Source organism: Rhodococcus sp. BP22 (assembly GCF_014281965.1).
Taxonomy (GTDB): Bacteria; Actinomycetota; Actinomycetes; order Mycobacteriales; family Mycobacteriaceae; genus Rhodococcoides.
The window spans coordinates 130,035-150,542 of the sequence record NZ_JACFTB010000008.1 but is presented as its reverse complement, the minus strand read 5'-3'; the positions used below and the strand labels follow the sequence as shown (position 1 = coordinate 150,542).

Sequence of the window (20,508 nt, the reverse complement as noted above, 5' to 3'; positions counted from 1 at the left end):
GTCAATACCTAAGGTATTGAATACTCTAGGTATCGTGACGATAGACGGTCAAGAAGAGTGGTTGTCGACACACATGGCGTCGGCCAGGCCTGGGCGTGAGAACGTGCGTGAAAGGCTGCTCGACGCCGCAGCCGACGAGTTCACCGAACACGGATTCGCGGCAGCCAAACTCCAAGACATCGCCAGACGAGCCGGGTTCACCAAGGGCGCTGTCTACTCCAATTTCGAGTCCAAACAGGCGCTGTTCGCCGAGCTGCTCTCGCGCCGTTCGTTGGAACTCGCCGCACGAGTCGTCGACGACGTGTCCGACCTCGGCCCCGGCGACGCTGCCGGAGCGGGTGGTAGCGCCATCGCGTCGTGGATCGTCGCCGAGCCCCGGTGGCCACTGCTGGTGACCGAGTTCGGCATACATGCAGGTCGAGACCCGAAGTTGGCGGAGAGCTACCGACGCGAGCGTCGACTCCTACGAGAAGAACTCGCCACCCTGATCTCGACCAAAGCCGAGGTGTGGGGCGTAACGGACACCCTCGACGCGCGAGAAGTCGCGACGTCACTGATGGCACTGATCTCCGGACTGTCCGTCGAGCATTCCGTCGATCCAGACGAGATCGACGAACGAACGATCGGTGCAGCGATCACCGAACTCTTTGCAGGAGCGATCGCCCGGGCGACCGAGCAAGATTGAAGCGGATTTCATCGGGTACCCGACTTCACATGAGTGCTCAGAACCCCGACCCGAACGAAACCTCAGGATTGGAACCAGGCGGCGGTGTTCAGCCCGGAGATACGCCACCGGCGGAATCCAGCGTCGGTGGTCCGCAGCACGAACCGCCGCAACGAGGGTTGGCATTGCCTATCGTGTTTCTCGGGCTCATCGGGCTGGTGGTGATCATCGTCGCGGCTGGACTGATCGGTCGAATCTTCGGTCTCTACTAGATAGGTGAGAGCGGGCGGCCCGCTGGACTAGTTGGCGAGAGCTGGCGGCCCGCTAGGCTCAGCGGCATGAAGGAACAAACCTGGAACGCATTTTCCGTCGAAATCGCCGACCATGTGGCGGTAGTTACCCTGATCGGTCCCGGCAAAGGTAATGCGATGGGCCCGGACTTCTGGAACGAATGTCCACTGGTTTTCGCTCAGCTCGACGCTGATCCCGACGTACGCGCAATACTCCTCGTCGGCTCCGGCAAACACTTCACTTTCGGTCTCGACCTGGCAGCGATGGCAGGTGAGTTCGCGCCGCTGATGGCCGACAAGGCTCTCGCCGGTCCGCGCACCGCATTCCACAACACGATCAAGCGGATGCAGTTGGCCACCAACGCCGTTGCCGACTGCCGCAAGCCCGTCGTTGCAGCCGTGCACGGCTGGTGCATCGGCGGTGGCCTCGATCTCATCAGTGCCGCCGACATCAGGTACGCCAGCTCCGACGCCAAGTTCAGTGTTCGTGAAGTGCGGGTCGCCATCGTCGCCGACATGGGTTCGCTCGCGCGACTGCCCGCGATCATCGGCGACGGTCACCTTCGCGAACTCGCATTGACGGGAAAAGACATCGACTCCGCTCGCGCCGAGAAGATCGGACTGGTCAACGACGTGTTCGAGGACCACGACGCGCTGATCGCCGGTGCTCGGGCCACAGCAGCAGAGATTGCCGCCAACCCGCCTCTGGTGGTGCAGGGCGTCAAGGAGGTTCTGGACAACTCACGGGCAGCCGACGTCGACGCCAGCCTGCGATTCGTAGCTGCCTGGAACGCGGCCTTCCTCGCCTCGAACGATCTCACCGAGGCGATCACCGCAGTGTTCGAGAAGCGCCCGGCAGAGTTCTCCGGAAGCTGACCCACCGTGGATTACGCCGAAGAAATCGGTACCCAGCTGGTGCGTCTGCAGCGCGCACGGGACCGCAAGATTGCGCAGCTGACCGAAGAGTCCGGTGGCGTCGACGGAGCAGCATTCGTGTGCTTGTTTCGATTGCTTCGAGACGGCCCGATGAGGTCCAGTGAGTTGGCGGCACTGGTCAACTCGGACCCGTCGACGGTGAGCAGGCAGGTCGCCCAGCTCGTCGACCGTGGGCACGTCGAACGTGTTCGCGACGAGAGCGACGGTAGGGCGTTCGCACTCGCCGTCACAGAGTCCGGCAAGCAGGTAGTCCATCGAATTCAGCTGCGGCGGACCGCGCACATCGGCAAGATCATCGAAGACTGGTCGAACGACGACCGTGCGACGTTGGTCGAACTGCTGGACAGATTTCTGACCGATTACGAGCGATCCAAAGTGGAAACGTCCAAAGGCTCGTGACGGCAGAACCCCAGGTCGGTCATGTCTCCTCCTCCGGCTTCCCGGAGCGAGGCATGACGACCCGGCGTCAGCGCAGCGCGCTCTTGGGGTCGTTCCAGAGCTGATCGGTGAAGTCCTCCAGCGCAACTAGTACGACCGTGTCCTCGGCTCGGCGAAGGATCGACTTGCTGGCGCGAACCTGCACCACATCACCGGTCTTGTCGGTCATGCGCCACAGCGAATCGGCTCGCGTGGCAACCGTCGTCAGGAACATATCGGCGACGTTGACGCCCTCGGGGGCCTGATCGGGAAAGATGTCGTGCAAATGAAAGTCCGCACGAGCCGATTCCTCGGTGCCGAAGAGTTCGTCGAAGGCTTCGTTCGCAAACACGATTGCGCCACTGGGATCGACGGCAAGAATCGGTACGGGGATTCGGTCGAGAACGACCGTCACCGGTAGCTCCGGAAATTGTCCTGCATCGGAAACGAAGCTCGCTTGCCTGTTCTTACGACGCTCGCCCGTATCTCCTGCCGACGAATCGACGGAATTGCTTTCGCTCATAAATCTCCTCACTAGTGCGTCGATCGAACCATGATGTGCTGCGTACCCGCAGGGGAAGGGTGAACACTCCCCCTGCGGGTAACGAAGTGCGGAACTGCCGGTGTCGAAAAGTTGTCAGTGCGCCGGATTGTCTGCCAAGCGCTTGAACGATGCAGCGATTTCGGCTTCAGCCTCGGCCCGGCCTACCCAGTCCGCTGCTGTGACGTGCTTGTTCGGCTCGAGGTCCTTGTAGTGGACGAAGAAGTGCTTGATCGCGTCCAATTCGAATGTCGAGACATCACTGAGGTCCTGGATGTGGTCCCAGCGTGAGTCGCCTGCGGGCACACAGAGGACCTTGTCGTCGCCGCCGGCCTCGTCCACCATCTTGAACATTGCCACTGGGCGGGCTTCGACGACGACTCCGGGGAAAACGGATTCCGGGAGAAGGACGAAAGCATCGAGTGGATCGCCGTCCTCGCCGAGGGTGTTCTCGATGAAGCCGTAGTCGGCCGGGTAACCCATCGCCGTGTACAGGTAGCGGTCGAGGCGAATTCGACCGGAAACGTGGTCGATTTCGTACTTGTTTCGCTGACCCTTGGGGATCTCGATGGTGACGTCGAACGACACGTGCTGCCCTCGCTCTTCTTTGTTCTCGTCTTGCGTCTCGAGTGACGCACGATGGTGGCGGGGTCAGCGTACCGGACCCGAGGATACTGTTGGAGAAACTGGCAACGGGGAGAAGTACACACCGATGGAGGAATGTTGGCCAGGTTGACCAAGCGAAATCTCGGTCCCACCGCTGGAAGACGGCGACGAAGAACCCGCATTCTTCTGATTCTCGTTGCGGTGTCGGTCGTTGCGGCAGGCGGAACAGCACTTGCGGCCATCGTCCCGCACGGATCCGAGACGAACTCCGAGGTGTCGATCGCACCCGAGCCGGACCCGGTAACTCTCGTACCGTCCATCGCGCCGATGTCGGACATGTCACCTGCACCCTCCGTCCCAGGTATGGCGGCCGCGCTCGCGCCGGTGGTCGCATCACCTGATCTCGGCGCGTTCACCGGATCTGTGGCCGACGCCGTCACAGGGGAGGTGCTGTGGTCCTCGGGCCCGGACACCCCGATGACTCCCGCATCGACGACCAAGGTTTTGACTGCAGGCGCGGCGATGCTCGCGCTGTCACCGGAACATCGCGTCACGACCCGTGTGGTGAAGGGACAATCCGCTGGTGAGATCGTCATCGTGGCCGCAGGCGATCCGACGATCACTGCTCGGCCCCTGGGTAGCGAAAGCTTCTACTCAGGCTCGGCGCGTATAGACGATCTGGTGGAGCAGATATCCAAATCCGGTACGCCGGTCGACAGAATCGTCGTCGACACGTCCATCTACAGCGGTCCGACGATGGCACAGGGATGGTTTGCTCCTGACATCGCGGCCGGTTACATCACGCCTATCGAACCGATCATGATCGACGGTGGCAGATCGGATCCGCTGGAAGACGAGTCGCCCCGAAGCGTCGAACCGGCTCTCGATGCCGGTCGCGCGCTGGCCCGGGGCCTGGGGCTCGACCCGGCACGGGTGTCGATCGGTGCGGCGCCACCCGGTGCCGATCAGGTGGCCAGTGTCCAATCTGCACCTCTTCGTGATCGTCTCGGTCAGATGATGGGCCGTTCGGACAACGTCCTCGCAGAAGCCATCGGGCGCGAGATCGCCATCGAGACCAATGCGCAGGCTTCTTTCACCGGTGCGGTGGACTCGATCGAGCAGACACTGTTCGCCGCCGGGTACGACATGTCCGGACTCGAGCTGCACGATTCGAGCGGACTGTCGGTCGACGGGGTGATTCCGGCCAGACTGCTCGATCAAATATTGACTTCGGCCGCAGGATCGGGCAAACCCGAACTCCGCCCGATGCTCGACTACCTTCCTGTCGCCGGGTCCACCGGAACGCTGTCGGATCGATACGCCAGCGCCGAACGCGTCGGAGCAGGCTGGGTCAGGGCCAAGACCGGCACCTTGTCGGCCGCAAGTGCTCTCGCCGGGTACGTAGTGGACATGGAAGGCCGGACGTTGACGTTCGCGTTGATGTCCAACGACCGACCACCCGAAGTCAGCAGACCGGCGCTCGACGCGGTGGCGGCTACTCTCAGACTGTGTGGTTGCCGATGACGAACGACGCAGCGGACACCGAAGACAACGCAGCAGGCTTTCGTGGGTCCGTCGATTGGGCGCTGGCGGCGAAGACCGGTGCCAAATTGGCTCCGAAAGAACCGTCGATCTCCCGATACACCGCTGAAGCGGTCGTCGCCGAGTTGTCGGAGGCCTCGGTGCGTGCCGAAGGACCGGTACGTGAAACGACCGGTCTCGCCGACGGACTTCCGGTACCGCAGGCACTTGTCGTCGATCGGGCAGGGTGGATCGACGCAGCATCGGCATCGATGAAACACCTGACCGGCGACGCCGATGCAGAACCTCCGTCCGGCCTGCTCGGCGGTAAACCCGCGGGTCTGCAAGCAGGCGCGATGCTCGCGTTCCTGTCCAGCGCGATTCTCGGTCAGTACGACCCGTTCACCGGTGAGCACGGGACGCTTCTGCTCGTCGCACCGAATGTCGTCGCCGTCGAGCGGGCGTTGCGAGTGCCGCCCAGCGACTTCCGGCTGTGGGTATGCCTGCACGAGGTGACACATCGAGTTCAGTTCTCCTCGGCACCGTGGTTGGGCGACTACATGCGCAGTTCCGTCGCACTGTTGTCCGGTGGTGTCGACGAACCGATCGGTGAGTTCGCCACGAGGTTGACGAGCGCGCTGAAGAACCGTAAGCAGTCGAACAAAGCCGAGGACGCAGGCATCGTCGGGCTGCTGCGCGCAACGCAAGCCCCGGCCCAGCGGGAAGCGATCGATCGGCTCCTCGTGCTCGGGACGCTCCTCGAAGGTCACGCCGATCACGTCATGGACGCAGTCGGGCCGGCAGTGGTGCCCTCGGTCCTGCAGATCCGCCAGGCGTTCGAGCGCAGGCGTCGGCGAAAGACGAACCCACTCCAGCGCGTCATCAGAGCACTGCTCGGGATGGACGCGAAGATGGCGCAGTACGTGCGAGGCAAAGCGTTCGTCGACCACGTCGTCGGCAGGGTCGGCATGGAGCAGTTCAACATCATCTGGACCGACGCCGCCACGTTGCCGCTGCTCGACGAGATCGAGGACCCCGACCGGTGGATCGCCCGCGTACTTCGATGACGCGGCGTACCGGGGTGGCGCTGCCGGAGAAGCCTGCAATCCTCGAGCTGCGGCAGGCAGTTCGGCGGTGGCTCGCGTCGAGCCCGGGCCCAGTGGTCCTCGCACTGTCCGGCGGTGCCGATTCGCTTGCACTGACCGCTGCAGTGGCCGCGGAGGCCCCGGACGTCCGAGCACTCGTCGTCGACCACGGGCTACAACAGGGCTCGGCCACGGTGGCAGCAACGGCCGCAGCGACGGCACTGCAGCTGGGGTGCGTGGACGCGTCGGTGCTGACGGTGACCGTGGGCGGCTCGGGTGGAATGGAGGCCGCGGCCCGTCGCGCGCGATACGAGGCATTGGACCGCCACCGAGGCGACGCCACGGTCCTCCTCGCTCACACTCTCGACGATCAAGCGGAGACCGTTCTGCTCGGACTCTCGCGGGGCTCCGGGCCGCGATCGATCGCCGGTATGTCCGCGATCGATGGGCCGTGGGGCCGACCACTTCTGGGGGTTCGGCGAGCAGTGACCCGGCAAGCGTGCACCGAGTTGGGGTTGACGCCGTTCGAGGATCCGCACAACACCGACACCGATTTCACTCGCGTCCGGCTTCGACACGAGATTCTGCCGCTGCTCGAAGATGCGCTCGGTGGTGGCGTCGCAGCGGCTCTTGCTCGCACGGCTACGCAACTTCGTGAAGACCTCATGGTTCTCGACGCCATGGCCGAGACCCTGGTACGGGAGAACTTTGCCGAACCCGAAGTGGACGTGACGACCCTCACGTCGGTCCCCGCTGCGCTGCGTCGTCGGGCGTTGCGATTGTGGTTGCTGCGGAGTGGTGTGAAGGCGCTGTCGGACAAGCAGTTACGGCTGATCGACGATCTCGTCGGACATTGGCGTGGGCAGGGCGGGGTTGCCGTCCGTTCGGGAGCGTCCGACGCCAGGTTGGTGGTCGCGCGTCGACGTGGCAGTCTGGTGCTCGAGCAAGAGTGGAGCCTGTGAAACGGCGGTGCTTGAATCCGCAACAGTTGTGAAGGTACGAGAAACAATTGAAGGGAAGCGCCGTGTACGAGGGCGATATCGAATCGATTCTCATCTCCGAGGAGCAGATCAAGACTCGTACGATCGAGCTTGCCAACGAGATTGCCGAGCGCTATCCGGAGGGCGCGCCAGAAGGTGATCTTCTCCTGGTCGGTGTCCTCAAGGGTGCCGTGATGTTCATGACGGATTTTGCTCGCGCGCTCCCGATTCCGACTCAGCTCGAGTTCATGGCGGTCAGCTCGTACGGCTCGTCCACGTCCTCTTCCGGAGTGGTTCGGATTCTCAAGGACCTCGACCGCGACATCAGCGGCCGTCACGTACTCATCGTCGAGGACATCATCGATTCGGGTCTGACGCTGTCTTGGCTCATGCGCAACCTCGCCACTCGTAACCCGGCCTCGTTGTCGGTGGTGACACTGCTTCGCAAGCCCGACGCAATCAAGGTGGACATCGAGGTCGCGAACGTGGGTTTCGACATTCCCAACGAATTCGTCGTCGGATACGGACTCGACTACAACGAGCGATACCGCGATCTGCCGTACATCGGAACTCTTCACCCGAAGGTGTACGGCGGCTGAAACCGGCCTAGCGGGACCGGCGGGACACGACTCGCAGCAGCGCGTTCAGATCGCCCTCGATCAGCCGGAAAATCGAGTACGACGCGACGAATGCCAAAATTCCGCCCACGCAGACGACCCGTACGACGTCGATGATGTTGGGGATGTCCGAGGCAGGAACGAAGGTCAGGCCACCCACGGCGATCAGCGGAATCGACGCGGCGACGGTCAAAAATCCGACGCTACGGCGCTGCAACGTGTGCAGTCGTGAGGCGTCTCCGCTCCCTGCACGGCCGTAGGGAAGCAGCGACGGGTACAGGCATCGAACGGTGAACAGCGAGACCAGAAAGAACGGGTAGGCGGTTGCCATCGCGCCGCAGACTACGAGCGATGCGATGAAGTGCACGTACGCTTCGGTCGGCACCGAACCGGCGGCGAACTGCAGGGACACCGGAAATGCGATACCTGCGACGACCCACAGCCCAAGGCATACCGCGACCACTCGGCCCGCAACCGTGAGCGTGTCTGCTCTTGCTTGGGCCAATCGCTCTTCCGGAACAATTTTTCCGGTCCGCAATGCATGCGGAACTGCGAGAACTCGACGGCAGAACCAGAGAATCAACACCAATCCCAGGGGCCAGACCAGGCCGTTGATGGCCGTCGCGACGATCCCGAATCTCTCCTGCGCTGCCGGGGCGAGGTCGCTGATGATCAGTGCCTTGTTGTGCTGATAGTTGTAGACCGCAGCGACGGCATTGGGAACGCCGATTGCGAGGGTCATGATGGGAACCGTGTAGGGCCGAAGTCTCAGGCGGGCGCTGGTGGGCGGTGGGTCGACCAAATTACGTGCGCGTGCGTCGAGGCACAGGTCGAATTGTTGAGCCATTTCCTGGCCGGTGGCCCAGCGATCGTCCCGGTCGGGTGAGAGGCATTTGACGAGGATGCGTCGCAGCGTCGCGGGACAGTTTTCTGGCAGTTCGGACAGTGCCTGCGCGCCGACTCCGCCCCGGCGCGCCCCGAGCAGGCCGTCGATAGTCGTACGGTCACCCGCCGCGGAGTCGTCGGGGTCGGGGAACGGCTTGTGGCCGGTCAACAGTTCCCACAGCACGACCGCGAGCGAATACAGATCGCTGCGTGTGTCGAGATCTTCGGCGCGCCCTGGCCTGCCGGGATGGCAGGCCTCCAATTGTTCCGGCGACATGTAGCTCAGCGATCCACCGAAATAGGCGACTGGGCTGTCCCCTGCCACGGCGCCGCTGAAGCTGATGTTGAAGTCGGCCAGTTTGGGGACGCCCTCGGCAGTCAACAACACATTTGCCGGCTTGATATCGCGATGCAACACACCGCGTTCGCCTGCGTAATGCAGTGCATCCGCGAGTCGACGGCCGATCCACGCCACCGTCTCCGGCCATGACAGGGACGAAATCTGTTCGCGCACAGTCGAGTCGGTGGGGCGAAGGCCGCCTTTGTCGGCGAGCGAGGCGTCGACGCTGTCGAGAAGTAGTTGTCCGTCGCGGTCGACTTCTCGATTCGCCCGTACCCTTCCGAGCACATTGAGCAGCGTGCCTCCAGGCACGTACTGCATGTACAGCAGTCGCAGCCCGCGGTCCCGGAGGACACGTTGATCGAACACCCGAACGATGTAGTCGTGGTCGAGCTGTGCCAAAGTCTGCGGTTCGGTCCCTCGGTCCTCGGAAATCTTCACCGCCACGATTCGTTGCATCGAGCGCTGCCTGGACAGGAACACCCGTGCAAAAGCGCCACGGCCGAGGCCCATCAGCAAGTCGAAATCGTCCAACCGATCGCCGACGTCGAGGTCCTCGAGTTCGTCCTGGGATCCGGGGCGGGTCCATTCCAGTCCGGCGGATGCGGTTCCCGTCATGTCGACGGTCGTGGGTTCCACCTGGGTGGTATCGAGCTCCGACTCCGGCTCGGTCGAGGAAAGCTCGGTGGTTTCCCCTGGTACGACGTTGAGCAGTTCGGCCAGCGCCGCGGCCTGCACCGGATACTCCGCGACGTAGTGGGACGGCGATACCGAGTCCCCGCTCTGACGCCGCACGCAGAATTCCTCGTAGATCAATCCCACCGGGAGCAGAGCCTCGGCGAGGTCGAATTCCGTGCAGTAGTCCCGCAGTCGCTTGGGTGAGTGCGCACGTAACCAGCGCTCCTGGAGGTCGACCGAGATGAGCGCTACGAGCCACCGATGCCGCAGAGTTGTCGAATCGGGTAGGAATTCGGCAAGGTCGGGCGCCCGTGGATCAGCCGTCGAGGTACTCGTCCGCCATGCAGATCTCAGCAGCTCAGCTGCCGCGTCGGCGTGCTCTGGCACTGCCATGCCGTCCGGATAGGTTGTGACACCATCCGAATTCAGGGTGACTCTGTCCGAGCCCGGCTGCACTTTGACAGGATAGACCCTCCAGCGTCGTTGTCCTCTGCCGAAAGCGGTAGGTCCGGACAACAAGACTGTGGTGGGGAACCTGTGGGGCAGGGGAGACGTTGAAGGGGGAGATGCGTTGTGCAATGCAGCAGTGTTGCCGGCCCGTTTGTGCACGTGATGCACCTGGGGCAGTCGGTTGCCGTTCGCGGTAACCTGGATCATCCGGTGCGCGGCCGGAGTCTGCGTACTGGAGAAGACTGGAAAGGACGAGGCCGTCTCGGCTGAAGCTGTATGAATCGGAAGACAGTTATACGGAACCTGGCCATCGTTTTCGGCGTCCTGATGGTGATCGCTGCCTTCAGTTACTTCGGAAACGACACTCGCGGGTGGAAGACTGTCGACACGTCAGTGGCGATAGCGCAGCTCGATTCCAAGAACGTCGACACAGCTCAGATCGATGATCGTGAGCAGCAGATACGCCTCGACCTCAAGTCCGGTAGCGACGCAACCGACGGCGAGACGAAGATCCTCGCCAAGTACCCGACCTCAGCGTCGGAACAGATCTTCGACAAGGTCGGCCAGGACGGGCTGAAGAGCTACAACACCGTGGTGTCCCAGGACAGCTGGTTCAGCTCATTGCTGCTCTTCCTTCTCCCGATGATCATTCTGCTCGGCATCTTCGTGTTCTTCATGAGCCGTATGCAGGGCGGTGGTCGTGGTGGCGTGATGGGCTTCGGTAAGTCGAAAGCCAAGCAGCTCTCCAAGGACATGCCCAAGACGACGTTCCAGGACGTCGCAGGTGCCGACGAGGCCGTCGAAGAGCTGTACGAGATCAAGGATTTCCTCCAGAATCCGGCTCGCTACCAGGCACTCGGGGCGAAGATCCCGCGTGGCGTGCTGCTGTACGGCCCTCCCGGAACAGGCAAGACTCTCCTTGCACGAGCAGTTGCCGGTGAAGCCGGAGTGCCGTTCTTCACGATCTCCGGTTCGGACTTCGTCGAAATGTTCGTCGGCGTAGGTGCCTCTCGTGTGCGCGACCTGTTCGAACAGGCCAAGCAGAACAGCCCCTGCATCATTTTCGTGGACGAGATCGACGCCGTCGGACGCCAGCGTGGTGCGGGCATGGGCGGCGGCCACGACGAGCGCGAGCAGACCCTCAACCAGCTGCTGGTCGAAATGGACGGCTTCGGTGAGCGCACCGGGGTCATCCTCATCGCCGCCACCAACCGACCCGACATCCTCGATCCGGCTCTTCTACGTCCGGGTCGCTTCGACCGCCAGATCCCCGTCGGGGTCCCTGATCTCGCTGGTCGACGCGCAATCCTGGCCGTCCACTCGGCGGGCAAGCCGGTGGCACACGACGCCGATCTCGAAGGCCTCGCGAAACGCACGGTCGGTATGTCCGGTGCAGATCTGGCGAACGTCATCAACGAAGCAGCTCTACTGACAGCACGCGAGAACGGCACGGTCATCACCGAGGCCGCTCTCGAGGAGTCGGTGGATCGCGTCGTCGGTGGCCCCCGCCGCAAGAGCCGGATCATCAGTGAGCACGAGAAGAAGATCACCGCCTACCACGAGGGCGGGCACACGCTCGCGGCGTGGGCGATGCCCGATATCGAGCCCGTGTACAAGGTGACGATCCTCGCTCGCGGTAGAACCGGTGGCCACGCCATGACGGTGCCCGAGGACGACAAGGGCCTCATGACGCGGTCCGAGATGATTGCTCGTCTGGTCATGGCAATGGGTGGTCGCGCAGCCGAGGAACTCGTTTTCCACGAGCCGACCACCGGTGCGTCTTCCGATATCGACCAGGCCACCAAGATCGCGCGGGCAATGGTCACCGAATACGGCATGAGCAGCAAGCTCGGCGCAGTCCGCTACGGGCAGGAGCAGGGCGATCCGTTCCTCGGTCGCTCGATGGGCATGCAGTCCGACTTCTCGCACGAGGTCGCACGGGAGATCGACGAGGAAGTGCGCAATCTGATCGAAGCCGCGCACACCGAGGCGTGGGCCATCCTCAACGAATACCGCGACGTTCTCGATATTCTTGCAACGGAACTGCTCGAGCGCGAGACGCTCAAGCGCAAGGACCTCGAGAAGATCTTCCACAGTGTCGTCAAGCGTCCGCGCATCACACTGTTCAACGACTTCGGTGAGCGGATTCCCTCCGACAAGCCGCCGGTCAAAACACCACGCGAACTCGCTGCCGAGCGCGGTGAGCCCTGGCCGCCAGAGCCCGTCGCCCCGAAGGTTGTTCCACCACAACAGTTCCCGCAGCCGACATATGCAGGTTCGCCGCAGCTTTCCAAGGGCGGCCCGGGCAACTACAGCGGTGGTTACGCCAACGGTGCGCCTACAGCAGGTAACAACCCAGCAGGTAACAACCCAGCCGGCAACAATCCAGCTGGTAACAATGGCGGCAGCCCGTACAACGGTGGCACCCAGAACGGTGACACCCAGAACAGCAGCCCGTACAACGGCGGACCGTACAACGGGGGCGCGTACAACGGTGGTGCACCCACCACCGGAGCACACAATGACGGCGCGCCCTACAACGGTGGGTCGTATCGCAAGCCGGAGCCACCGAAGAGCTCGCGTCCCGACTACGGCGCTCCGGCCGGATGGTCCGCCCCCGGCTGGCCTCCGCGAGATCCGCTCGGTCCCGTTCCAGGTGGACCTCCGGCGGGCTATTCGGAGGGCAATCGCTACAACGACCCCTCCTATCAGCCGCCGCAATATCAGCCCCCGGAGTACCGCCAGCCCGACAACCGCCAGCCCGAATACCGGGAACCGGAGTCCCAGGGTCAGGAAGCCCCGCGATGGGATCCTTTGAACGGAGCCCTGCCAGATGAAGCCGTTCGCGGCGGTGGAAACGAAGAACCGAATCCACCCTGGGAGACCCCGAATCCGGACGGCGACCAGAACGAGGGCCCTCGCACGCAACGCTGGGAAGGTCCTAACGGACAGCACTAGTTCGGTCGGCCCGAGGTGCGGCCGGATAGGCTGACTGTCAAACCTCGGGGCATCGGCGCCCCGCAACCGGAGGTACAAGCTCAGTGTCAGTCAGGCAGATCGACCAAGACGGGGTAATACCCGGCGACGAGTTCGTCGCAGTGGCAACCGGAAACGCGTTCGATCAACCGCGCGCGGAGGCCGCAGTGCGCGAACTGCTCATTGCAGTCGGAGAAGACCCGGATCGGCCGGGGCTGCTCGAGACCCCCGCCCGCGTCGCACGCGCGTACAAGGAGATCTTCGGGGGCCTCTACACCGACCCGGACGATGTACTGAACACCACGTTCGACGAAGGCCACCAGGAATTGGTTCTCGTCCGCGACATCCCCATGTTCTCCACCTGCGAGCATCATCTCGTCTCGTTCCATGGAGTCGCGCACGTCGGGTACATCCCCGGTAGCAACGGCAAGGTGACAGGCCTCTCGAAGCTGGCACGAGTGGTAGACCTCTATGCCAAACGGCCACAGGTTCAGGAACGTCTGACCAGTCAGGTTGCCGACGCAGTGATGCGCAAGCTGAGCCCACGCGGCGCGATCGTCGTCATCGAGGCAGAGCACCTGTGCATGGCGATGCGTGGCATCCGCAAGCCCGGAGCGAGTACGACAACGTCGGCTGTGCGGGGCTTGTTCCAATCTTCTGCCGCGTCTCGGTCCGAAGCGTTGGATCTCATCCTGCGCAAATGACCTTGCCCGTCGCGCCCGTCGTCATGGGTGTCCTCAACGTGACCGCCGACTCGTTCTCCGACGGGGGGCGATACCTGAACGTCGACGCAGCAGTTGCACACGGAACGAAACTGCACCGCACAGGTGTCGACATCGTCGACGTCGGCGGTGAATCCACGCGTCCGGGTGCCGATCGGATCGACCCTGCCGTCGAGGCGCGCCGAGTTGTGCCCGTCATCGCAGAGCTGTCGGCGCGCGGCATCGCCACCAGCGTCGACACCATGCGGGCATCGGTAGCGGCGGCGGCCATCGAAGCAGGGGTATCGATCATCAACGATGTCTCCGGTGGCCGCGCAGATCCTGCGATGGCGTCGGTGGTCGCCGATGCCGGTCTGCCGTGGATCCTCATGCATTGGCGCTCGGCCGCCGATTACCTCCCCAAGGGCGCTGGCTCACATTACGACAGTGGCGCAGTCGCGCATTACGACGATGTCGTCGCCGATGTTCGACGGGAACTGCTCGAGCAAGTCGACCGTGCCGTAGCGGCTGGAGTGGATCCGGCTGCCATCATCCTCGATCCAGGTCTCGGTTTCGCGAAGAACGCCCAGCACAACTGGGAACTGCTGCGAGCGCTACCGGCGTTCGTCGAACTCGGCATGCCGATTCTGATCGGCGCGTCGCGTAAACGTTTTCTCGGCACACTTCTCGAATCCGACGGTGAACCGAGACCGCCCGACGGACGTGAGGTCGCAACCGCGGTCGTGTCCGCGCTTGCGGTCGCGAGAGGAGCATGGGGTGTTCGCGTCCACGACGCCCAGGCCTCATCGGACGCGGTAGCAGTGGTGAAAGCATGGCAGGGGCTGGCAAAATGAGTGATCGAATCGAGTTGCGCGGGTTGAAGATTCGCGGCAACCACGGAGTCTTCGACTTCGAGAAACGTGACGGTCAGGACTTCGTCGTCGACATCACCGTCTGGATGGATTTGCGCCCTGCTGCCGCGACGGACGATCTGGTGAACACGCTGCACTATGGCGAGCTTGCGGAAGCGGCAGCGGCGATCATCGCAGGTCCGTCGCGAGACCTCATCGAAACCGTCGCAGCCGAAATCGCCGACGGAGTCATGGCGGACACGCGCGTCGATGCAGTCGAGGTGGTGTTGCACAAACCGTCCGCGCCGATCCCACTCGCCTTCGACGATGTGGCTGTAGTTGCTTCGCGGAGTCGTCGGTGACGCGCGCGGTGCTGTCGATCGGCAGCAATGTCGGTGACTCGTATGCGCATCTGCGTTCGGTTACGTCCGCGCTCGGCGACCGCGTCGTTGCGGTGTCTTCGGTGTACTCGTCGGCGCCGTGGGGAGGCGTCGAACAACAGGACTTTCTCAATGCCGTCGTCGTAGCGGACGACGAACAACGGGGTCCGTACGACTGGCTCGAAGTTGCTCGTGAACTGGAAAAGGCAGCGGACCGCGTACGAGTCGAGCGTTGGGGACCGCGAAGTCTCGACGTCGACATCATCACGTGTGACGACATTTCCAGTAGCGATCCACAGCTGCTTCTTCCGCATCCTCGAGCACACCAGCGAGCATTCGTCCTGGTGCCTTGGCTCGAGGTCGACCCTGGGGCGTCGCTCGAAGTGTCGGGCGAGGCTCGGTCGGTGGGCGAATGGATCGAATCGTTGAGCGAGGAAGAACGGGCGGGCGTTCAGCGCACGGAGATGACACTGCACACACCGAACACCGCTCCATGACGGCCACGAGATTCAGAGATCTTGTCGGCCTCGCCGGATTTGCGGCTCTCGCAACCTGGCTGCTCGTGCGATCGTTCTACGGATCGCTACCACCGATTCATGTGTTCGCCGGCGCATCGCTCTACGTCGTCGCGATCGCCGAGACGGTGCTCGGCTTCGTGGTTCGATCGCGCATCGAGAAACTGCAGGTCGGCGACGGGCCGAGTCAGCTCCATCCGATCACCGCGGCCCGAGCGTTGGCCCTGGCCAAGGCATCTGCTCTGGTCGGTGCAGCAGCTGCCGGTGTGTGGCTGGGGTTCTTGCTCCACATCGTCCCGCTCGCGTCGTCGGTGCGCGCCGCGTCCTCGGATCGGGCAGGCGTCCTCGTCGGACTCGTCGCTGCATGTGCCCTGGTTGGTGCGGCGCTGTGGCTCGAGCGTTGCTGCAGGACGCCCACCGACTCCGGTGACAGGCCCGAACGGTGAAAGCATTTACCGTCCCCTGCGCCGGATCGTTATCACCGAAGTGGACAAGCGTAGTCCGGCTTCCCCGTTTGTCGACGGTTAGCCAGCTACCCTGGACGTCATGACCGAACCGACTCGCGCGAAAGCGTCACGCCGTCAACGGCGGAGTGCGAGCCAGCTTTTCATTGCAGCGCTGGTCGTATTCGGCATCATCGCCAGCATGTTGATGTTGTTCAGCGAAAATGTGCAGTGGCTACGTGTGGGCTTGGTCTCAGCGTTGTGGGCCGCGATCATCGGTGCGTTCGCGATGACGAAGTACCGCCGCGAAGCAGTGGCCGACCAAACCAGGGCCAAGGATCTTCAGACTGTGTACGAGCTCCAACTCGCCCGTGAGATTTCGGCTCGGCGGGAGTACGAACTGGGCGTCGAGTCTCGCGTACGGAGCGAGGTAGCCGTCGAGACCAGCGAGATCGCGGCACTTCGAGCCGAACTGGCTCACCTACGCAACAACCTGCAACTACTGTTCGACGGCAACCTGCCCACCGAACGGGTGGCGCTGCGGGCCGACGCGACGCGTGTGCAGGAGCTCGGCGGTCGCAGCTACGCCAGCTACCAGCCGGCACCTTCCGGCTTGTTCGTTCCCGGGAAATCTTCGCAGTCCTCTTCCCCGAGCGCCGAGGGCCCGAATGCCCCCGTGCCCGGACTTGGAACGCCGTACGACGAGCCCGTCACAGCCGAGACCTCGGTGCTCTATCCCGACGTCCCCATCGGTAGCGAGGACATGCCCAGCGCGGGTTCTGTGTCCAGCGGGGGCTATGTGCCGAGCAAGCCGGCCCCTACCGCAGAATCGCGATCACAGGGCAGCGGTCGACGCGTACCCACACCACCGCACGCCCCGGCTCCGCCGCATGTCCCGGCTCCGACATCTCCGCTGGTGAGTGAGCCTGTCGGCTATTCGTCCGATCGGTCGACGGCCGTCGAAGCAGAAGAACCGCTCGCGGCAGCCCAGGTTTCGGGCACGAGTTCGCAGCCGTATTCGGGCCAGTCGTATTCGAGCCAGCAGCCGTATGCGAGCCGGGTGTTCGAGCCGGAGGTTGTTCCGGAGTCGACGGAACAACCAGCACCGGTTCCCGAGCAAGCTGTGGCACCTGTGCCCGACTCGAACACCGAGGACGTGGAAAGTCACGGCGCTTCGGAGCCTGCTTCCGATCTTCCGAGGCGACGGCGTCGAGCCGAGCCGGACGGTGATGGCGCGGGTGCGCACTCCAATGGTCGTTCGGTGGCCGAGATCATGGCAGGAATGAAATCCAGTGACACCGAACCGAGCGCACGTCGTCATCGGCGCCGCGCCGACTGACCTGCTGACATCTCGTCCGAACGCCGGACGCGATACCGAAGGGTGAAATAGATCACTGCTCAGGCCGTGGCCCGAGGTATCCCGGTGCCGCTATCCTTCGTTCAGGACGTCTGGTACCCGCCGAGCGGGACTGGAACGAACGAGAGGAAGTTTCGGTGACCTCACCTGAGTTCAGGAGTGGTGCCCGCGGAATACCCCCAAGCTCTGCCGACCCGGCACCTGCGCGTTTGACCGTAGGTATCGTCTCCGCAGGACGGGTCGGTACCGCACTCGGCGAGGCTCTCGAGCGCGTCGGGCATGTCGTGTTCGGTTGTGCTGCAGTATCGGAAGAGTCCAAGGAGCGCGTACGTACGCGCCTGCCGGAGTCGCAGATATTGCCTGTCGACGAGGTTGCCAGGCGTGCCGAGTTGCTGATCCTCGCCGTTCCGGACAACGAGTTGGCATCCATCGCCGCGGGGTTGGCGGCAACCGGTGTCGTTGCCCGGGGAAAGCTCGTTGTGCACACCTCCGGCGCGAATGGCATCGGCATCCTCGCCCCGTTGACCGCGCAAGGTGCGATCCCGTTGGCCATTCACCCGGCCATGACGTTCACCGGCGGGCCCGAGGACACCGATCGCCTGGCTGCTGCATGCTTCGGAATCACCGCAGCGGACGAGATCGGCTATGCCGTCGCGCAAGCATTGGTTCTGGAACTCGGTGGTGAACCGGTTCATGTCGCCGAAGACAATCGCGCGCTCTATCACGCGGCGTTGGCTCACGGGGCCAATCACCTCGTCACTCTCGTTGCCGACGCCGTCGACGCGTTGCGAGTCGCACTCGACGGCCCAGGCTTTCCTGGGATCGATTCCGACCCCGAAGCAGCGCAGCGGGTCCTGGGTCCGCTCGTGCGCGCAGCGTTGGACAACGCGTTGCGGCACGGTCAGAGCGCTCTTACCGGGCCGGTGGCGCGCGGCGACGTTGCCGCCGTGCAGAAGCATCTGGACGTGCTCAGCGACGTCGATCCCGCGATTGCAGCGGGATACCGCGCGCTCTCGCTCAGATCTGCCCAACGCATGGGATCGAAGCCCGAACTCATCGAGATTCTGGAAGGCGAGTTATGACCCTGGCAGGTAGCTACAAGGCGGGGGAGTTGACAGTTCATCACGATCCGACTGTCGTCTCCGCGGTGTCGAAGGCACTGCGCGGTGTCGGAAGACAGATAGCGCTGGTGCCGACCATGGGTGCGCTGCACGCCGGGCACATCCATTTGGTTCGGCAGGCCAAACGCACCGGGGCAGTGGTGTTCGTGTCGATCTTCGTAAACCCCCTGCAGTTCGGCGAAGGGGAAGACCTCGACGCCTATCCACGCACCCTCGACGCGGACGTGGAGTTGCTGGCAAGTGAAGGAGTCGAGATCGTCTTCGCTCCCTCGGTGTCGGATATGTACCCGGCCGGGCCACGTACGACCGTTCTGCCCGGTCCGCTCGGCAGCGAGATGGAGGGTGCAAGCCGGCCGACGCACTTTGCCGGGATGCTCACCGTGGTGACCAAGCTGTTGCAGATCACCTCCCCGCATGCAGCGTTCTTCGGTGAGAAGGATTACCAGCAGTTGACGTTGATCCGACAGTTGGTGCGAGATCTGAACTTCGACGTGAAGATCTTCGGTGTCCCCACCGTGCGCGAGCAGGACGGTCTCGCGTTGTCTTCTCGCAATCGCTATCTCGACGATGCCCAGCGTTCGGCGGCGATGGCGTTGTCGGCGGCATTGGTAGCCGGGGCTCACGCCGCGGCGGGCGGAGCCGAAGTGATTCTGGCTACGGCCGGCGAAGTGCTCGCGGCGGTGCCCGAGGTGAAGGTGGACTATCTCGAACTTCGAGGTGTCGATCTCGGACCTGCTCCCGAGCGAGGCGACGGTCGTCTTCTCGTGGCAGCGACGCTCGGCACCACCCGACTCATCGACAACGTCGGTGTCGCTGTCGGGACCGGCTTTCTCGAATACCCCGACGACCCGAAGAATTGAAGGGATAGAACATGTTTCGCACAATGATGAAGTCCAAGATTCATCGCGCGACCGTAACCCACGCGGACCTGCACTACGTAGGTTCGGTGACCGTCGATCAGGACCTGATGGAGGCGGCCGATCTCCTCGAAGGTGAGCAGGTGACCATCGTCGACATCGACAACGGCGCACGGTTGGAAACCTATGTCATTACCGGTGAGCGTGGCAGCGGGGTGATCGGTATCAACGGTGCCGCAGCACATCTGGTCAATCCTGGTGATCTGGTCATTCTCATTGCCTACGGCGTGATGAACGAGCAGGAATGCAAGGACTACGCACCCCGAGTGGTGTTCGTCGACGAGAAGAACAAGCCCGTCGAACTCGGTAGTGACCCCGCATATGCACCCGAGGGCTCGGGCCTGATCACACCTCGCACGCTCCGTGCCGATTCCGTACTGGTGTAAAGATGTTGCTTGCGATCGACATTCGCAACACATCGATGACGCTCGGCCTGTTCAGTGGCAGTGGTGATCACGCGAAGTTGTTGCGTGATTGGCGGATGCGTACGGATTCGCGAATAACGGCAGACGAACTCGCATTGATGCTCCGCGGTCTTCTCGGCGACGACGTCGACCAGATCACCGGCGTTAGTGCACTGTCGACCGTCCCTTCGGTGCTGCGGGAAGTGCGGACGATGCTGACCCGTTACTGGGAGCACATTCCGCACGTCGTCGTCGAACCTGGTGTGCGAACAGGTGTTCCGCTGTTGGTCGACAATCCCAAGGAAGTCGGCGCCGATCGGATCGTCAACACCCTTGCTGCGCACGATTTGTACGGTAGCGCCTGCATCGTGGTCGACTTCGGCACCACGACCTGTGTCGACGTCGTCTCTGCCAAAGGCGAATTCCTCGGCGGTGCCATTGCGCCCGGGTTGGAGATCTCCACTGCAGCAATGTCTTCCAGGTCGGCGGCTTTACGGGAGATCGAATTGGTGCGGCCCCGATCGGTGGTCGGGAAGAATACCGTCGAATGCATGCAGTCCGGTGCCGTGTTCGGGTTCGCCGGATTGGTCGATGGATTGATCGCCCGCATCCGTCGTGAACTCGCCGACTTCTCCGGTGCGGACGTGGCCGTGATCGGTACCGGTGCCAGTGCCCCGCTCATCATGGGGGAGAGCAGTGCAATCGAGCATCATGAGCCCGACCTGACGCTCGAGGGCCTGCGACTGGTCTACGAGCGCAATCTTGCGAAACGACGCATGCGCTAGCGCTAGCGGGCGGCGTGTGTAACAATCTTTCTCGTGATGACGTGCATG

At 63.2% G+C, this 20,508-nt stretch carries 22 protein-coding genes; 19 read left to right on the top strand and 3 right to left on the bottom strand.

All coding sequences use genetic code 11. The annotated features are described in order from the left end of the window. The first annotated feature begins 103 nt into the window (after positions 1–103). The 4 genes from H2510_RS17960 to H2510_RS20925 all read left to right on the top strand — a co-directional run bounded on the left by H2510_RS17960 (position 104) and on the right by H2510_RS20925 (position 2,289). A complete protein-coding gene (locus H2510_RS17960) occupies positions 104–685 on the top strand; it encodes a helix-turn-helix domain-containing protein (protein WP_315901423.1) in 582 nt (193 codons plus the stop codon). A gap of 29 nt (positions 686–714) precedes the next feature. Beyond that, entirely contained in the window at positions 715–936 is a 222-nt protein-coding gene (locus H2510_RS17955) for a DUF6480 family protein (protein WP_186629652.1), read from the top strand. 66 nt (positions 937–1,002) lie between these two features. Beyond that, complete coding sequence (locus H2510_RS20930; RefSeq protein WP_261393010.1) at positions 1,003–1,830, top strand: crotonase/enoyl-CoA hydratase family protein; 828 nt, start codon at positions 1,003–1,005, stop codon at positions 1,828–1,830. Between the two features lie 6 nt (positions 1,831–1,836). Continuing rightward, complete coding sequence (locus tag H2510_RS20925) at positions 1,837–2,289, top strand: MarR family winged helix-turn-helix transcriptional regulator (protein WP_315901415.1); 453 nt, start codon at positions 1,837–1,839, stop codon at positions 2,287–2,289. A gap of 67 nt (positions 2,290–2,356) precedes the next feature. Here the strand turns inward: H2510_RS20925 and H2510_RS17945 are convergent, their stop codons facing one another. Together H2510_RS17945 and H2510_RS17940 are read right to left on the bottom strand one after the other, a co-directional pair. Continuing rightward, entirely contained in the window at positions 2,357–2,830 is a 474-nt protein-coding gene (locus H2510_RS17945) for a PAS domain-containing protein (RefSeq protein ID WP_186629651.1), read from the bottom strand. 114 nt (positions 2,831–2,944) lie between these two features. After that, positions 2,945–3,436, bottom strand: coding sequence for an inorganic diphosphatase (locus H2510_RS17940; protein WP_186629650.1), 492 nt, complete (start codon positions 3,434–3,436; stop codon positions 2,945–2,947). 132 nt (positions 3,437–3,568) lie between these two features. Between H2510_RS17940 and dacB the strand changes: the two genes are divergently transcribed. The 4 genes from dacB (at position 3,569) to hpt (ending at position 7,639) form a co-directional block, all read left to right on the top strand. Beyond that, complete coding sequence (dacB, locus tag H2510_RS17935; RefSeq protein ID WP_186629649.1) at positions 3,569–4,978, top strand: D-alanyl-D-alanine carboxypeptidase/D-alanyl-D-alanine-endopeptidase; 1,410 nt, start codon at positions 3,569–3,571, stop codon at positions 4,976–4,978. Next, entirely contained in the window at positions 4,975–6,042 is a 1,068-nt protein-coding gene (locus H2510_RS17930) for a zinc-dependent metalloprotease (RefSeq protein ID WP_186629648.1), read from the top strand. The genes dacB and H2510_RS17930 overlap by 4 nt, the downstream gene beginning before the upstream one ends. A gap of 14 nt (positions 6,043–6,056) precedes the next feature. Further along, positions 6,057–7,022 (top strand): tRNA lysidine(34) synthetase TilS, encoded by a 966-nt coding sequence (gene tilS, locus H2510_RS17925; protein ID WP_397517385.1) that lies wholly within the window; start codon positions 6,057–6,059, stop codon positions 7,020–7,022. A gap of 62 nt (positions 7,023–7,084) precedes the next feature. Further along, positions 7,085–7,639: a hypoxanthine phosphoribosyltransferase gene (gene hpt / locus H2510_RS17920; RefSeq protein WP_186629722.1), complete on the top strand. Its 555-nt coding sequence runs from the start codon at positions 7,085–7,087 to the stop codon at positions 7,637–7,639. A 7-nt stretch (positions 7,640–7,646) separates the two neighbouring features. On the opposite strand, the gene H2510_RS17915 is transcribed toward hpt, so the two are convergent. Beyond that, positions 7,647–9,953 carry a serine/threonine-protein kinase gene (locus tag H2510_RS17915; RefSeq protein WP_186629723.1) on the bottom strand — a complete coding sequence of 769 codons (2,307 nt, stop codon included), beginning with the start codon at positions 9,951–9,953 and terminating at the stop codon, positions 7,647–7,649. A gap of 333 nt (positions 9,954–10,286) precedes the next feature. Between H2510_RS17915 and ftsH the strand changes: the two genes are divergently transcribed. The 11 genes from ftsH (at position 10,287) to H2510_RS17860 (ending at position 20,460) form a co-directional block, all read left to right on the top strand. Next, positions 10,287–12,968 carry an ATP-dependent zinc metalloprotease FtsH gene (ftsH, locus tag H2510_RS17910; protein ID WP_186629647.1) on the top strand — a complete coding sequence of 894 codons (2,682 nt, stop codon included), beginning with the start codon at positions 10,287–10,289 and terminating at the stop codon, positions 12,966–12,968. A 116-nt stretch (positions 12,969–13,084) separates the two neighbouring features. Further along, complete coding sequence (gene folE / locus H2510_RS17905; RefSeq protein ID WP_136172650.1) at positions 13,085–13,690, top strand: GTP cyclohydrolase I FolE; 606 nt, start codon at positions 13,085–13,087, stop codon at positions 13,688–13,690. After that, positions 13,687–14,541 (top strand): dihydropteroate synthase, encoded by an 855-nt coding sequence (gene folP, locus H2510_RS17900; protein WP_186629646.1) that lies wholly within the window; start codon positions 13,687–13,689, stop codon positions 14,539–14,541. Before folE ends, folP begins: the two co-directional genes overlap by 4 nt. Beyond that, positions 14,538–14,900 carry a dihydroneopterin aldolase gene (gene folB / locus H2510_RS17895; protein ID WP_186629645.1) on the top strand — a complete coding sequence of 121 codons (363 nt, stop codon included), beginning with the start codon at positions 14,538–14,540 and terminating at the stop codon, positions 14,898–14,900. Before folP ends, folB begins: the two co-directional genes overlap by 4 nt. Beyond that, positions 14,897–15,415, top strand: coding sequence for a 2-amino-4-hydroxy-6-hydroxymethyldihydropteridine diphosphokinase (gene folK / locus H2510_RS17890; protein WP_186629644.1), 519 nt, complete (start codon positions 14,897–14,899; stop codon positions 15,413–15,415). The genes folB and folK overlap by 4 nt, the downstream gene beginning before the upstream one ends. Beyond that, positions 15,412–15,879 carry a DUF3180 domain-containing protein gene (locus H2510_RS17885; RefSeq protein ID WP_186629643.1) on the top strand — a complete coding sequence of 156 codons (468 nt, stop codon included), beginning with the start codon at positions 15,412–15,414 and terminating at the stop codon, positions 15,877–15,879. The genes folK and H2510_RS17885 overlap by 4 nt, the downstream gene beginning before the upstream one ends. Before the next feature lie 100 nt (positions 15,880–15,979). Beyond that, the gene (locus tag H2510_RS17880) at positions 15,980–17,215 is read left to right on the top strand and encodes a DUF6779 domain-containing protein (RefSeq protein WP_186629642.1); all 1,236 of its coding nucleotides are present in this window, start codon (positions 15,980–15,982) and stop codon (positions 17,213–17,215) included. Positions 17,216–17,370: 155 nt separating this feature from the next. Next, positions 17,371–18,315 (top strand): Rossmann-like and DUF2520 domain-containing protein, encoded by a 945-nt coding sequence (locus H2510_RS17875; protein ID WP_397517382.1) that lies wholly within the window; start codon positions 17,371–17,373, stop codon positions 18,313–18,315. Further along, complete coding sequence (gene panC / locus H2510_RS17870) at positions 18,312–19,214, top strand: pantoate--beta-alanine ligase (RefSeq protein WP_136170904.1); 903 nt, start codon at positions 18,312–18,314, stop codon at positions 19,212–19,214. Before H2510_RS17875 ends, panC begins: the two co-directional genes overlap by 4 nt. An 11-nt stretch (positions 19,215–19,225) precedes the next feature. Next, entirely contained in the window at positions 19,226–19,657 is a 432-nt protein-coding gene (gene panD, locus H2510_RS17865) for an aspartate 1-decarboxylase (RefSeq protein ID WP_186629641.1), read from the top strand. Positions 19,658–19,659: 2 nt separating this feature from the next. Next, positions 19,660–20,460 carry a type III pantothenate kinase gene (locus H2510_RS17860; RefSeq protein ID WP_186629640.1) on the top strand — a complete coding sequence of 267 codons (801 nt, stop codon included), beginning with the start codon at positions 19,660–19,662 and terminating at the stop codon, positions 20,458–20,460. Positions 20,461–20,508 lie beyond the last annotated feature (48 nt).

Excerpts from the sequence above, each read along its gene's own strand:
- H2510_RS17955 (WP_186629652.1), top strand. The coding sequence starts at position 715 with ATGAGTGCTCAGAACCCCGACCCGAACGAAACCTCAGGATTGGAACCA.
- H2510_RS20930 (WP_261393010.1), top strand. The coding sequence starts at position 1,003 with ATGAAGGAACAAACCTGGAACGCATTTTCCGTCGAAATCGCCGACCAT.
- H2510_RS17945 (WP_186629651.1), bottom strand. The coding sequence starts at position 2,830 with ATGAGCGAAAGCAATTCCGTCGATTCGTCGGCAGGAGATACGGGCGAG.
- dacB (WP_186629649.1), top strand. The coding sequence starts at position 3,569 with ATGTTGGCCAGGTTGACCAAGCGAAATCTCGGTCCCACCGCTGGAAGA.
- H2510_RS17930 (WP_186629648.1), top strand. The coding sequence starts at position 4,975 with ATGACGAACGACGCAGCGGACACCGAAGACAACGCAGCAGGCTTTCGT.
- H2510_RS17915 (WP_186629723.1), bottom strand. The coding sequence starts at position 9,953 with ATGGCAGTGCCAGAGCACGCCGACGCGGCAGCTGAGCTGCTGAGATCT.
- ftsH (WP_186629647.1), top strand. The coding sequence starts at position 10,287 with ATGAATCGGAAGACAGTTATACGGAACCTGGCCATCGTTTTCGGCGTC.
- folP (WP_186629646.1), top strand. The coding sequence starts at position 13,687 with ATGACCTTGCCCGTCGCGCCCGTCGTCATGGGTGTCCTCAACGTGACC.
- folB (WP_186629645.1), top strand. The coding sequence starts at position 14,538 with ATGAGTGATCGAATCGAGTTGCGCGGGTTGAAGATTCGCGGCAACCAC.
- H2510_RS17885 (WP_186629643.1), top strand. The coding sequence starts at position 15,412 with ATGACGGCCACGAGATTCAGAGATCTTGTCGGCCTCGCCGGATTTGCG.
- H2510_RS17880 (WP_186629642.1), top strand. The coding sequence starts at position 15,980 with ATGACCGAACCGACTCGCGCGAAAGCGTCACGCCGTCAACGGCGGAGT.
- panC (WP_136170904.1), top strand. The coding sequence starts at position 18,312 with ATGACCCTGGCAGGTAGCTACAAGGCGGGGGAGTTGACAGTTCATCAC.
- panD (WP_186629641.1), top strand. The coding sequence starts at position 19,226 with ATGTTTCGCACAATGATGAAGTCCAAGATTCATCGCGCGACCGTAACC.
- H2510_RS17860 (WP_186629640.1), top strand. The coding sequence starts at position 19,660 with ATGTTGCTTGCGATCGACATTCGCAACACATCGATGACGCTCGGCCTG.